This is a genomic window from Affinundibacterium nitidum, assembly GCF_014284155.1.
Classification (GTDB): Bacteria; Pseudomonadota; Gammaproteobacteria; order Burkholderiales; family Burkholderiaceae_D; genus Undibacterium; species Undibacterium nitidum.
Window position 1 is genome coordinate 144,718 of the sequence record NZ_JACOFZ010000004.1, and the last position, 13,585, is coordinate 158,302.

Sequence of the window (13,585 nt, forward strand, 5' to 3'; positions counted from 1 at the left end):
GGAGTGGATATGCATGTGTTGATCACAGGTGGAACGGGTCTTATCGGCCAACGCCTCTGCAAAGCCTTAATTGCGCGTGGAGATGACGTTAGTGTGTTGAGCCGTCGTCCGCAGCAAGTGCCTGTGCTGTGCGGCTCTCAAGTGCAGGCATTGGGCTCGCTCAAGGAATGGACCACGCAAGACTTCGATGCTGTGATTAATTTGGCAGGTGCACCGATTGTCGACGCGGCATGGACTTCAGCACGCAAGCAAGAAATTATAGCTAGCCGTGTCGGCTTTACCCAACTGCTAGTCGCCAAAATGGCTTCGGTGCCAAATCCGCCAATGGCATTTCTGAGTGGCTCAGCGATTGGTTTCTACGGTGACGATGCTGCTGGCGAACTCGATGAAAGTAAAACTGCAGGCACAGACTTTTCAGCGATATTGTGCCGCGATTGGGAAATAGCGGCGCAGCGCTATGATGCAGAAGTGCGCCGTCTGCATGCAGATCAAATGACGCCTCGAATCGTATTGTTAAGAACGGGCTTGGTACTCGATCCACGCGGTGGCGTTTTGAAGAAAATGCTATTGCCATTCCAGCTTGGTATCGGTGGTAAGTTAGGCGACGGCAATCAGGCCATGAGCTGGATTCATCATGCTGATTATTTAAACGCCGTTTTGCGTTTGTTGGATGACACTTCTTGTCGAGGTCCATACAATTTGGTCGCGCCGAATGCGGTGAGCAATGCTTTTTTTTCTCAGACCTTAGCTAAAACTCTACATCGCCCGGCATTGTTCACAACGCCAGCGTGGGTGCTACGAGCGATATTGGGAGAGCGTGCTGACTTGATTTTGCGTGGACAGCATGTAGTACCTAAAGCACTGCAAGCAGATGACTTTCATTTTCAATTTCCAGAATTAGCGCAGGCATTGGCAGACATTTTGCAATGAATGTCGTTGAAATTTAGATGAGCCAACAAGAGTTAACAGCAAGGTTGACTTCAAACGAAGTGCAAGGCAATGAATCCAAACGATTGATGTGTCAGCAATGCTTGCGCGCGCAAAAAGCATGCATTTGTCATTGCGTACAAAGCGCAGACAATACTGTTGACGTCTTGATTTTGCAGCATCCACAAGAAGCAAAACATATCAAAAGTAGTGGGCGTTTGTTGCGCCTTTGTTTGCGGCAGAGTCGAATCGAAATTGGTGAGCAGTTTGCCCAATCGCAGTTGAGAGAGTGGCTGTCGGCTGATGGTAGACAAAGCTACTTACTCTATCCAGAGGGGAAAAACAGCAGTCTTGAACCATCTTGCGGTGCTAAGTGTACGCTTGAGTCCGGCTCGCTCGCTTTGGAAAAAATTCGCATAGTGGTGATCGATGCGAGTTGGCGTCAAAGCCGGCAAATGCTGCGCGATAACCCCTTGCTCGAAACCTTACCACGTTATGCTTTGAGCGAGATGCCGGCTTCGCGTTATGTCATTCGACAAGCACATCAAGTCGACCAGTTATCTAGTCTTGAAGCTTGTACCTATGCGTTGATGCGTCTCGAAAATGAGGAGCAGAAGTTTCAAACTTTGTTACAAGCCTTCGATGCCTTTAATCAGCTGCAGATTGATTTCGGTGTGCAGCGTCTTCATCGTTCCTAGATATAGGACACCTGCGTTTCTACATCAAGACATTAATGAAAGCATTGCCGATGCCGATCAGTGCTGATCCTGCGAGCAAGCCCGCAGCGATGGATTGTGTACCTTCTACCCAAGTTTGATATTCAGGGCTTTCTTTGGGTTTGTTCCTATGCTTGCTTTCCATGGTCCAGAAAAAGAAGGCACCTATCCACATTGCCAAAACAGATTCTGGTGGCAGCACGACACCCAAGCCAATGGAGATTGCAGACAAGGGAAACTTACCTTTGCTGACAATCGTTGCGACTTCAAACACGATAGCCACAATCGCCGCAACGACGATGGAGATAATCGCACTATGCGATAAGTTATTAAAACCATGAGCAATTAATTCCGCTACGCCTTTCCATTGCATGGCAGCGGGAAATGCAAACTGATCGCTGACAATATTGGCCGTGTGGCGCACGCCATTGCTGTCAGCCGGCAAAAACAATAAGAAGAAAACAGGTACGCAAGCGAGCGTGCCAGAAAAAATTCCTATCATGTGACCAATAGCTTGATGACGTGGTCGCGCTCCCAGCATATAGCCAGGTTTGATATCCGATAACAAAACCGCAGCGCTGGACGCTACTTCAGCAGACATCCCTGCGGGAATTAAGTTGCTCGCAGGGTTGCTGCGATCAAGGCTACCGATGGAAAATTGCGTAATTTTGGCTAAACCACTCGTCGGAATCCAGGAGGTGAGGGCGATTGAATTAATGCAGATCATGGTCAACAAATAGACCAAACCCAGTGAGAGAAATGCCAATAGTAAAGGCACGCCAAAGAAGGCGTGGGTGGTCCACACACCCAGCAAACTGAAAATGGGTACGCCAATATACGAAATCCATAGGGGTACTTCGATGTCTTTCAGTACGTCGTGTTTGGCGACGGGTTCTTGTTTGGCCTTGAAGAAATTCAACAGACGTCTAAAGATCTCAGGCTTGGCAAACACGCTGATAATCGAGGCGACCACCATCATCACGATGCACCACCAGAGTGACCATTGATTCAAAATTTCGATACGGGAAAGTGGGATCAGTTTGCCGTCAAGACCAACCCGCGGCGCGATCTCACCCGCTTGTATCATCAAGGGGCCAAGCACTGCAAAATTAAATAGCGCACCGATTAAGCAACTCGTAGCAATGCGTATGCCCATCATGGCGCCGACACCAGTCAATGCAAGATCGAGCGTAAGGCGTAAACCTAAAGTACGAAAGTCGATACCAAGGATTTTCGGGATCCATAATTCGTATTTCACTGCGGCCAGATAATAATAAGTATCGAGGCGCTCCTTCAAGTACCAAGGTTCGGCTAGGTCAGCCCACTTATCCATCATCAAAATTTTGAACTGAATTAACTTCATCCAACCATCACTCATCAAGAGCTGTAGGAAAGCAGACGCTGCAGCGACTTTGATTAAGAGCTTGGCTTTCAGCATGCCACTCGCGGCATTGCCTGAATACAGACTATCAAGGACAACGCCACAAGCATTCCCTTCCGGAAAAGGAAGTTGCTCTTCATTGATGAAACGACGTTTAAATGGAAAGGCTAATAGCACACCGAGGATGGCGATAATTTGTATCCAGATTAGCATCTGCCACCAAGCTGGAATCGTATCAGCGATCATCATATAGGCGGGCAGAGCGGCGACCAAGGGCATGGTCATGTAGCCAGCGGAAGTAGCGATCGATTGTGAGCAATTATTTTCGAGGATGGTGAAATGCTTGCAAATACCAGCGTTCTCTAAGCTTTTGAATAAAGCAAAAGCGAGTATGACTGAGATGAGATTGACGCCGATCGAAATGCCCGTTTTAGCGCCGATATACATAGCGGTAGAAGAGAGTATACCGCCGAGAAGAAATCCGGTGACCGCTGAGCGCAAAGTGAGTTGCGCCATGTCTTTGCGATAAACGTGATCATGCCACCACTGATCTTTTTGCTGTCGTGTCCAAGTCTTGACCTGCTCATCTGTCAATTGCTGAATCGCCACAGTTTCCCCTAGTTTGAATCTTATGATTGTTGTTGTGTTTGCCGCCATGACTGCGTCTTAAGCAGTATCCTTGTGGTGCAAATCAAGTGTCAAGAAAAACCTTTACATGTAAAACGAATTGCGTGCGGGTGTTGGTTTCAGTTCTAAGAAAGAGACAACATCATAACTGGAAATAAAGTGAGAAACTATAGCTAAGTTGAATTGATGTTTATTTATGTGTGGTCGGCTGGCTGTGATGTAATACAATGCGCCGTGAGCCAAGGAGGGGTCTTTAGCTCGAACCACTCTGATAACGTTTATATGCTCGCCAGCCCCTTGCTCAATTCATCATCTTTTTCAATTCGAAGCCAACGCATTAGACAACAAGCCTTTCACGGAACGTGGATACTGTTTCTGCATCTGTGCTTGATCTATGCGCTAATGGTGACTGGGTCATCTAGTTCGTTCACGCATACTCAGCGCGATTTCAGACCTTTGATGCAATGGGTTTCCGTGCGAACAAATCAGTCGGATGAGTCACGCCCATCATCAAACCAACAGCGGCATTCGCAAGCGCTGCGGCGTGAAGGAAGATCTGTCCTACCGTTGGATTTACAATCGACCACGCAGAAGCAAGAGGGTACGCAATTGGGTCAGCAAACAAGTACTGCGGATAGTAGCCAGGTTTCGTCAAATAGGAATGTAGAACTGGTCGACCCATTCGCCGTTCCGACTGATATTTCTCGCGTCGATAGTGCACAGCACCGCTACGGTGTGCGTGTGCCTAAACAACTAGGAAACGATGCACAAGTGCCGCTAACGCCCGCACAACAAGCTGCGAGCGACGTGCGATCCAATAGCCCCAAATTGACGAAGAGTGAGTTATTTGCACAAGCGGCGGGCACCTTGGAATGTATCTACCAAGCGAGAATGGCCAACGGAAAAATTATCCGTGAGCCCGGACGTTGGGTGGAGGTAGCAGCACGTTCAGAAATTGGCCAGCCCAAGAATATTTTTAAAGCCCGATTTTGTGTGCGGCTACATCAAAATGATGCTGTTGATGGCAATGATTTGACTGAAATCAGTTCGGGACTGCGAGGGAAGTAGGCGATCAATCGCGTCATCGATAAGTACCATGCACACACTTTGAAAGCTCAAGACATTTGGCGCAAATAAAAAAGCCTCGCAAATAAAATTGCGAGGCTTTTCTTTGAACGATTGCTGAGCTGTTCAGCAGGCTGGTAGATCGGTTTATAAAAACTCGATCTACCAAGGCAATTACATCATACCGCCCATGCCGCCCATACCACCCATATCGTGACCACCCATACCGCCGCCAGCTGGTTTGTCTTCTGGTAATTCGGCAACCAAAGCATCCGTTGTCAAAATCAAACCAGCAACAGAGGCTGCGTTTTGCAATGCAGAGCGTGTTACTTTAGCTGGATCGAGAATACCCATTTCGATCATGTCGCCGTAAGTGTCGTTCGCTGCATTGAAGCCGTAGTTACCAGAACCACCAACCACTGCATTGATCACCACACTTGCTTCGCCACCGGCGTTAGCAACGATTTCACGCAATGGCGCTTCGATCGCTTTCAACACCAACTTGATACCTGCGTCTTGGTCAGCATTGTCGCCTTTGATGACGCCAGCAGCAGAGCGTGCGCGCAACAGAGCAACACCACCGCCAGGAACCACGCCTTCTTCAACAGCTGCACGAGTTGCGTGCAATGCGTCTTCTACGCGTGCTTTTTTCTCTTTCATTTCAACTTCAGTTGCCGCACCCACTTTGATCACAGCAACACCGCCAGCCAATTTCGCTACGCGTTCTTGCAATTTTTCACGATCGTAATCAGATGTCGCTTCTTCGATCTGAGCACGGATTTGTTTTACACGTGCTTCGATGTTGATTGCTTGACCTGCGCCGTCGATCACTGTGGTGTTTTCTTTGCCGATTTCTACGCGTTTTGCTTGACCCAAATCTTGCAAAGTTGCTTTCTCCAAAGTCAAACCAACTTCTTCAGCGATCACGTTACCGCCTGTCAAAATCGCGATATCTTCCAACATTGCTTTACGACGATCACCGAAACCAGGTGCTTTAACAGCAGCTGTTTTCAAGATGCCACGGATGTTGTTGACAACCAAAGTTGCCAACGCTTCGCCATCAACGTCTTCAGCGATGATCAACAATGGACGGCCAGATTTTGCGACTTGTTCCAATACTGGGAGCAAATCACGGATGTTGGAGATCTTCTTGTCGAACAACAAGATGAATGGGTTGTCCAAAATCACAGATTGTTTTTCTGGATTGTTGATGAAGTATGGAGACAAGTAACCACGGTCAAATTGCATACCTTCTACGATATCCAATTCGTTGTCCAAAGATTTGCCATCTTCAACAGTGATCACGCCTTCTTTGCCCACTTTGTCCATCGCCTTAGCAATGATGTCACCGATGTTTTGGTCGGAGTTTGCAGAGATAGAACCAACTTGAGCGATTTCTTTGTTTGTTGCTGTTGGGCGAGACAACGTTTTGATCTCAGCGACCAATGCTGTTACAGCCTTGTCGATACCGCGTTTCAAATCTGTTGGGTTGAAACCCGCTGCTACATATTTGAAGCCTTCGCGAACGATAGCTTGTGCCAACACTGTTGCTGTCGTTGTACCGTCACCAGCGTTGTCAGAAGTGCGTGAAGCAACTTCTTTCACCAACTGCGCGCCCATGTTTTCGAGCTTGTCTTTGAGTTCGATTTCTTTAGCAACAGACACACCGTCTTTAGTCACTGTAGGCGCGCCGTAAGAGCGTTCCAATACAACGTTACGACCTTTAGGGCCCAAGGTTACTTTAACTGCATTCGCCAAAACGTTAACACCGTTAACGATTTTTGCACGTGCGTCATCGCCAAATACTACTTGTTTAGCTGCCATGTTTATATTCTCCGAATAAGGATGAAATTCTGAATTTGTTTTTGAACGTCTTCAAAACAGAGAGCGTTCGATTACAAAAAAATTTGTTTTGAGTAAGGTATGAGTAAGCGTAGCGAGCGCCTGAAGTTTGGATCGAGAAGCGCAATCGTACGAAGGTACGATGAGCATCACAGATTCAAAATTCAGCCGCGCAGTAGCTTAATCATTCCTTACTTTTGGACGATTGCGAAAATATCTTCTTCACGCATCACCAATACTTCATTGCCGTCAACTTTGACAGCTTGGCCAGAATATTTGCCGAACAACACGCGGTCGCCCACTTTAACTTCCAAAGCGCGCACAGAACCGTTTTCCAATACTTTGCCGTTACCTACAGCCAGTACTTCACCTTGATCTGGTTTCTCTGCTGCTGCGTCAGGCAAAACGATACCGGATGCTGTTTTTGTTTCTTGATCCAAACGTTTAACGATAATGCGATCGTGCAGGGGACGAAGATTCATACTAACTCCTAAAAAAATTACAAAAGTAAAAATACCAAAGTAAAGCGACGTGAGATGCTTGTGATGCCTTGCTACTTGTTTCCAAGAAGCACCGCTAACATAAGCGCCAGCACATCCAAATTTGTTGCTAGAGATAAATGCAGAAGTGTTTAAAAAACATTGTTAGCACTCTCTCTCGCTGAGTGCTAATTATATGGGCGGGGTAGGGCTTTTTCAAGGAAGAAAGTGGAAAAAAGCAGTTTTATTTTAAAAATCAGGGAGTTAGCGATGATTTGAGGCTTGTTTTTGATGGTGGATGGGTACACTCCTGCAATGTCTGCATTGAAACCCGCTAACATCTTGGTCAAGGCTTGGTGCATTATTTGACATGTTATGCTCGCGGTCGGCTGCTACATGATGGTCAGATTCGGCTCACGCATCAGCATGTCAATTTTACTTACACACCGCATGGTGATAGCGCTACTTCGTATCGCTCGGTTTGCCCGGCTCACACGCCGGAACGTTTTCTGAAACTGGTGTTGCAACTCGTACCCGAACCAGGCAAACACACGGTGCGCAGTTTCGGTTTGTACGCGCCGCGTAAAACAGCACGATTGAATTTGGTACGCACCGTGTTCCGTCAAGCGCCCATCACCAAGATTGAACCATTGACTTGGCAAACGCATTACGCGAAACACGTCACCCAACCCACTGCGCATGTTTGTACTTTGTGTGGTGCGACTATCGGCCATGTCCGTAACATCGCTCCGCATCATGATCCACCACGACCGCGCCTACATGAAGATCGTCATGTGCAGCGCGACGGCTGCGTGTCTACCTCAATATTCTCGACTTCGTTTCCATAATCCTTCTGATTTTAAAGATAAATCAGATTGCTTCCTTTTCTGATAACTCTTAAAATCTCCATAACTAATTTACAACCAGCTGTAGACGCGCCGTGCAACAAAGCATTGGTAGCGGACACCGCTACGCGGTTTCGCACAACTAAAACGTTAAACATTCATGCTTCCTATCGGCTACCTTTACAAGAACGTCGCTAAACGTCCAGACTGGCTTGATGTGGAAACAGTTGATGACATTTACGCCCTTAGTGGCTGCGTGTCTGAGGACTTCGCCGATTACACCAACTATTGGCGACATAACGGTTTTTGGTTGTTTGATTCGCCTTCAATCATGAAGGAACTAGCGAATGAGCATTCGATTGATCTTAGTGCGCTTTGCCTTTTTTATTATGAGGCGTACGAAGTCCAATATAATGATGAGACGAATTTGTGGGAACAATTTTTTCCAGAAGCCTCATTTGTAACCAATATTCAGCCACCGAAAAATAATAGGTTGGAAGGGTTTGATGTCGTGAATTTTTGCTCCGGCACATCACCTGAATGCTCCCCACTTTCTTGTAATTCCATTGCTAAAACGATTCCAACAAATCGTCACTGTCTTTTTGATACATTTGAAGAAGCGAAGAGTGCTATAGAGAACAGTGCATTTGAAAATGCAGAGCCTGGCCCTTATAGAATTATCGCTGTGTACACCATTAATGAACTCCATGTTTAACATTACGCTCAAATCGGAAACTGCGCATTTGGTAGTTTCACCGTTCAGCACTTTATCAATCATTCGCTCTACGGTTTGTGTGCATCGTGCGCAGTTCCGGATAGCTGAACGTTATGGATCATTAATACGCCCGACCATCGCAACCTTGCTCACCTTGATTTGCATCGCAATTTCACTGCCAACTTTCGCGGGGGAAGGAAAATTTAATGGTACGTGGTCTATTGATCTTCGTTCAAAAGAAGAACAAAAGCGTGGCGTCGAATGTGGGTTGGCCACATTCTCACTTGTACAGACAGGAAATAAAATTACTGGAAATCACGTTTTATCAACAGCAGGCTGTGGACGCCTAAATGAAGGTGGTGACAGAACTGTTAAAGGCGTGATCGTTGAAAAAACGGCAGTGCTTGTTGTCACGAGTGGACGTAATGGAGCAATTGTCATGGGAACAGCTACAGTAAATGGAAACGCCCTATTCTGGGAAACAGTACACGAAATTAAACAGGGCGAGCCAGAGGGAGACTCTCCGCTAATTTTAGTGAAGGGAAGACTCACCCGAGAGAAATTACATGAAAATCATCCAAAACATGACTTTTGAAAATGACGCGCGAATATGTGTTTTCTTAAAAATTGTTGATTGGCGCGCGCGCCTTTCAAATCAGCGTTATGCTAGGGAATGAGTGACGATGAAGGCGCAGCAATACAAGGATTTTATTGATCAGATGGTTGACGTATGCCGCAACGGGCAGGGCGCAATTGGGTCAACTCGCGTTCGAAATGGAGTTTGGAATGAAAACGCAAGAGCCGACTTTCTCGAAGACCAATTTCAAATAAATCAGTTGTTGGGCATACTCAATGACGAGCAAAGAGAAGTGATAGCAGGCATGCTCGCTCAAGCATTTGAGAGCGGTGTGTTTGAGACGTTGAAGGCACTAGAGGAATTCGAGATTGAACCGTTTCTTGAAGGCTACGAAGGCAGCCCATACCACGATTTCATCGGACGGGTAGCGACGGTTCAATGGCAATGGCCCGACGACGATGAAAATGAAAAACCGGCATAACATGGCATTGGTTCAGGACGCGCGGATGAGTGCTTTTCTAAATTTTACATTTTGGCGTGCTCGCCTCACAATTCAACGTTAGCAGTCAAAAGTATGCGTAAAATTGCTTCGCTCAGGAATCCAATTTTAGGGTGCGTCCGTTGTATCTTGTACTCGGGTGCTGACGGTGTTTATGTATTTCCATGTGCGACTGATGAAGACGGTTCAGCAACAGGGGATTATTGGTTTGAGTCGATTGAAGACGCCGAAAAATTTTGCAAAGATGAGTACGGTATCAACGGTGTCGATTGGAAAGATGTGTCAGATCCATTGCCCGGATGCCAGCATGATTGGTTGATGCCCGTTCGAGTAAAAGGACGTGAAGAAGGGCATCCTGATTGGAGCACGTTCGAGCGATTGGAAGATGGGAAATGGATTTCGTTTAGCGCAAACCAAGAGAACAATGCCGAATGACTGCTAACATTACATTCGTGCCGGACGCACGGCGAGATCTTCAGTCACATTTTTCCAAATGGCGCGTGCGCCGTACAATTCAACGTTAAGTTCTATGCGTACTCTTCTCGCTGTGTTGAGTTTTATAGCGTTGCTCGGATGTACAGAACAAGCATCTACCAACACGCCTCTCCCGTCAAATGCTACATCCGAGTCTTTTGACGACATGCTGAGGCCTGAAGATCCACACTTTTCCGCTGAGGAGCGACGTATTGTTTTGCGCGTGCAAGCCTACCTTGAGAAGAACACACAAAAGTCGGTCGATGCACGTTACAGAGTTAAGCGGACGAACGAGGGCTTTGAAGTATTTGCTATATTTATCCGCGGCTACTCAAATGGCCGTCCTTTAACTTCCCCCGGCGGTCACGTTACAGTTATTTTGCATTCAGATGGCAATGTTATTCGTTACATACTAGGAGAGTGAGGCGATGGCCGAACTTGACATTACGTTCGAGGATGAAGTCGTGATATTGTTTTGTTTTCGTATGAGCGGCGTTGTGTGGCTCACCTCAATTCAGCGTTAAGGATCAAATCAAATGAGACCACTAGAGCGAATCGATGAAATTTCCGATCTCATTAAAGAGATTTGGAATGAGAACCCAGATATGAGGTACATGCAGCTACTCTACACATTGCAATCGAGCGTTTCTCAGAAAAATATGGATGTTGGAAAAGTAGAAGAACGCGTGGATAAAACCTACTCAAGAATAGGATTTGATTTGTTTAATATCGAGGATAAAGAGTTTAAAATTTTCCTTGAGAACTATCTATTTGAACAAAGAGAACGTAATGCTTAACAGGTCAATCGAAGGAGAATCGCCCATGACTATTACACTTAAATTTGTGACCGTCATGGTGATCTCGTCAGCTCGGCGTTAACGCTCAGTCACAAACCATGGAGGAATCATTGAATGAAAAAGAAACTTCGGACAATAGTGGCCGCATCGGTGTGGGAAATTTCTTAATATTGGCAATTGCCTTTGCGGCTTTTGGTGCGCTATTGTATTGGTCTTGGAATTTTGTTGGACCAAGTGGCCAGACATTTGAGATTGGTCCTTTCATCCTCTTCTGGCTCCGAGAAATTCTTCTATTCGGTATCGTTGGAATAGTCTTAATTTGCGCCGCCATTTTATGGTTTTCGCGGTTTATTCGGAGGTTGTTAGCGAAGGACGAAAATGAGCTTTAACAAGACGGTCGTCTGGGAATCGACAGTTATGGTTTCTATCTTTATTCATTTTTTGGTGTTGGCGACCGCGATACCTCAGCGTATGACTACGCATGTGAACGGAGGATGCGTTTGAAAAATAGAAAAATTACACAGCTAATTATAAAAATTATTCTGCCGATTATTTCCATTGTCTGCCTCATTGTTTTCGTGCCTTGGCTAGCAGGCTCTGCTTACTTAAAGCCGTTACCGAACTCGGTACAAGAGCAAGTCAGTGATGCCATCAATTACAAATTGGATGGCATCATCGTCTATGTAGAAAAAAAGGGAAAAGCACCTGAGTTATATTCGTCTGGATGGAAAAATAGAGAAGATAAAATTCCTGCAGACCCACATTCGCTATTTAAAATTGCCAGTATCAGCAAGTTGTATATTGCTGCGGCCGCTGCGAAATTAGTCGAGAGAAAAAAACTCTCTCTGGATAAAACCCTCGCGGACTACTTGCCCGAGCTTATTGGTCGAGTTGAAAATGCAGATAAGATTACTTTGCGAATGCTGCTACAGCATCGAAGTGGAATTCCTAATTTCATTGATGACCCAAAATTTCCTTGGGCGAATTTGCCAACAGAACCGAATGAACTTCTCAAGTTCGCACTGGATAAGCCTGCTGATTTTAAACCAGACAAAAGCTACGGCTACTCTAATACAAATTATCTGTTGATCGGCACTATTTTAGATAAGACTTTGGGGTACAGTCATCACGCCTATATAAAAAAGGAAATTCTTGAGCCGCTGAAGTTAACACACACGTTTAGTCTACTTAACGAAGTAGATATGAAAGAGCTTGTCAGTGGCTATTACATCGGATATGACGGGGATTTGAAAACACAAAATTATGTAAGTCCGGGTGGCTCAATGCTTGCAACAGCACAAGATGTCGGAATTTTCTTGCGCGCCCTGAATGATGGCTCATTATTAAACGCCAATGAACAAGCGATTTACTCTTCAATTTATGTGTACGAACATACTGGCTTATTAGGAGGCTATTCTAGTATTGCGCGATACCACAAAGATATTGATACGGTTGTTATTCAATTCGTCAATACAAGTGGAGGAAGCTCGTGGATGATTTCCGAAATTATCTATAACCGTATAGTGAGAATACTTCACAAGCAATAGTAATTTGAATAATGCTCAACAAGTCGTTGCAGCAACAGTCGCTGAGCTACTAGGGGAATTTTTTGAGTCGCGGTTTTATGGTTTTGCTGCGTAAAAACTTTCCACAAAATCACAACTTAAAATTTGCCGCTGAACTCGGCGTTTGCCAAAAAAGTGTAAGCATCGAAATCAACATAACCAAACCAATTCGACATCATTCACGTACGCTTAATCTACTCTTCCCAATGAAAACACCACTTAACCCCGACGAAAAAATCATCAAACAAGGCGCTGCTAATCTTCAGAAGAATATTGAAACTGTCGGCGGTAAATTGTATTTGACGAATCAACGCTTAATCTTTGAAGCGCACAGTATCAATATTCAAGGTGGAACCAGCGAGATTGCGTTGTCGAACGTTCAGTCGCTGCGACCATGTTGGACGAAGTTTTTGGGGCTAATTCCTTTGCTCCCCAACTCGTTAGCGGTCTACAACAAACAAGGTGAAGAATATCGTTTTGTCTTGTTTGGGCGTCACGCTTGGGCTGCCGCAATCGATGCGCAGAGAGTGCAGTGAATTGTCGAAGTTGCATAGTCTATTTTCTGAATCATTGCTTGTTCTTCTGAAATCAATATGAGCCTGCCGCCTGTGCAATCTACACCTTGTCACTTCTGCGCTCAACGCACAGCGTCGATTGAGAAACCAAGCTTGGAAACGACGCAGGCGATATTTTATGAGCCACATGAAGGGGCTTATTGGGCGCGATGCAAGGTGTGCGATACAGAATACGTGGTCTATTGGCTTGAGTATCGCGATGATATGTTCACTTATTTTTGCCCCGTCACCTTTTTCGATCGCGGGCCGCTTAAAGCGCCTATGCGTGCGAGTGTGCTCACCTCTGCCGAAGTGCGTTCTTTCATCGTTGAACATGAGGTATTTGTTGTGAGCCCATGGCAATCAAAATGGGAGCGCGGCGTGTTTTTGCCGTCGCCAATGCCAAGGTAGTCAATTTGCTGGAGTTCGGTTTGTCGATCCAGCATCATTTACTCCGCGAATGTGCGGTGCGCGTATCTGGCCTAGTTGGGTATTTTTCTGGCCTATGTTAGCCTAGCGACT

16 protein-coding genes and 1 pseudogene are annotated in these 13,585 nt (G+C 45.9%); 14 read left to right on the forward strand and 3 right to left on the reverse strand.

Going from position 1 to position 13,585, the window contains the following annotated elements; genetic code table 11:
- The first annotated feature begins 9 nt into the window (after window positions 1–9).
- On the forward strand, window positions 10–930 hold the full coding sequence (locus H8K36_RS12200; RefSeq protein WP_186916754.1) for a TIGR01777 family oxidoreductase: 921 nt from the start codon (window positions 10–12) through the stop codon (window positions 928–930).
- Between the two features lie 17 nt (window positions 931–947).
- Window positions 948–1,625 (forward strand): tRNA-uridine aminocarboxypropyltransferase, encoded by a 678-nt coding sequence (locus H8K36_RS12205; protein WP_186916755.1) that lies wholly within the window; start codon window positions 948–950, stop codon window positions 1,623–1,625.
- 19 nt (window positions 1,626–1,644) lie between these two features.
- On the opposite strand, the gene H8K36_RS12210 is transcribed toward H8K36_RS12205, so the two are convergent.
- The gene (locus H8K36_RS12210; RefSeq protein ID WP_186916756.1) at window positions 1,645–3,633 is read right to left on the reverse strand and encodes an OPT family oligopeptide transporter; all 1,989 of its coding nucleotides are present in this window, start codon (window positions 3,631–3,633) and stop codon (window positions 1,645–1,647) included.
- 585 nt (window positions 3,634–4,218) lie between these two features.
- Between H8K36_RS12210 and H8K36_RS12215 the strand changes: the two genes are divergently transcribed.
- Complete coding sequence (locus H8K36_RS12215) at window positions 4,219–4,719, forward strand: hypothetical protein (protein WP_186916757.1); 501 nt, start codon at window positions 4,219–4,221, stop codon at window positions 4,717–4,719.
- 171 nt (window positions 4,720–4,890) lie between these two features.
- On the opposite strand, the gene groL is transcribed toward H8K36_RS12215, so the two are convergent.
- Together groL and groES are read right to left on the reverse strand one after the other, a co-directional pair.
- Window positions 4,891–6,540: a chaperonin GroEL gene (groL, locus tag H8K36_RS12220; protein WP_186916758.1), complete on the reverse strand. Its 1,650-nt coding sequence runs from the start codon at window positions 6,538–6,540 to the stop codon at window positions 4,891–4,893.
- Between the two features lie 209 nt (window positions 6,541–6,749).
- Window positions 6,750–7,040 carry a co-chaperone GroES gene (groES, locus tag H8K36_RS12225; protein WP_186916759.1) on the reverse strand — a complete coding sequence of 97 codons (291 nt, stop codon included), beginning with the start codon at window positions 7,038–7,040 and terminating at the stop codon, window positions 6,750–6,752.
- A gap of 311 nt (window positions 7,041–7,351) precedes the next feature.
- On the opposite strand from groES, the pseudogene H8K36_RS12230 reads away from it, so the two are divergent.
- The 11 genes and pseudogenes from H8K36_RS12230 to H8K36_RS12280 all read left to right on the forward strand — a co-directional run.
- A pseudogene (locus H8K36_RS12230) lies at window positions 7,352–7,885 on the forward strand (transposase); the annotation flags it as partial.
- Window positions 7,886–8,042: 157 nt separating this feature from the next.
- On the forward strand, window positions 8,043–8,597 hold the full coding sequence (locus H8K36_RS12235; protein WP_186916761.1) for a hypothetical protein: 555 nt from the start codon (window positions 8,043–8,045) through the stop codon (window positions 8,595–8,597).
- A complete protein-coding gene (locus H8K36_RS12240) occupies window positions 8,590–9,192 on the forward strand; it encodes a hypothetical protein (protein ID WP_186916762.1) in 603 nt (200 codons plus the stop codon). Before H8K36_RS12235 ends, H8K36_RS12240 begins: the two co-directional genes overlap by 8 nt.
- Window positions 9,193–9,280: 88 nt before the next feature.
- Window positions 9,281–9,655, forward strand: coding sequence for a DUF6547 family protein (locus H8K36_RS12245; protein ID WP_186916763.1), 375 nt, complete (start codon window positions 9,281–9,283; stop codon window positions 9,653–9,655).
- Between the two features lie 93 nt (window positions 9,656–9,748).
- Window positions 9,749–10,108, forward strand: coding sequence for a hypothetical protein (locus tag H8K36_RS12250; protein ID WP_186916764.1), 360 nt, complete (start codon window positions 9,749–9,751; stop codon window positions 10,106–10,108).
- A 94-nt stretch (window positions 10,109–10,202) separates the two neighbouring features.
- Entirely contained in the window at window positions 10,203–10,571 is a 369-nt protein-coding gene (locus tag H8K36_RS12255; RefSeq protein ID WP_186916765.1) for a hypothetical protein, read from the forward strand.
- 112 nt (window positions 10,572–10,683) lie between these two features.
- Window positions 10,684–10,944 carry a DUF1040 family protein gene (locus H8K36_RS12260; protein WP_186916766.1) on the forward strand — a complete coding sequence of 87 codons (261 nt, stop codon included), beginning with the start codon at window positions 10,684–10,686 and terminating at the stop codon, window positions 10,942–10,944.
- A 110-nt stretch (window positions 10,945–11,054) separates the two neighbouring features.
- The gene (locus H8K36_RS12265; protein WP_186916767.1) at window positions 11,055–11,333 is read left to right on the forward strand and encodes a hypothetical protein; all 279 of its coding nucleotides are present in this window, start codon (window positions 11,055–11,057) and stop codon (window positions 11,331–11,333) included.
- A gap of 111 nt (window positions 11,334–11,444) precedes the next feature.
- Window positions 11,445–12,491 (forward strand): serine hydrolase domain-containing protein, encoded by a 1,047-nt coding sequence (locus tag H8K36_RS12270; protein ID WP_222611211.1) that lies wholly within the window; start codon window positions 11,445–11,447, stop codon window positions 12,489–12,491.
- A 224-nt stretch (window positions 12,492–12,715) separates the two neighbouring features.
- Window positions 12,716–13,045 carry a GRAM domain-containing protein gene (locus H8K36_RS12275; protein ID WP_186916769.1) on the forward strand — a complete coding sequence of 110 codons (330 nt, stop codon included), beginning with the start codon at window positions 12,716–12,718 and terminating at the stop codon, window positions 13,043–13,045.
- Between the two features lie 57 nt (window positions 13,046–13,102).
- On the forward strand, window positions 13,103–13,474 hold the full coding sequence (locus H8K36_RS12280; RefSeq protein ID WP_186916770.1) for a hypothetical protein: 372 nt from the start codon (window positions 13,103–13,105) through the stop codon (window positions 13,472–13,474).
- Window positions 13,475–13,585: the final 111 nt, after the last annotated feature.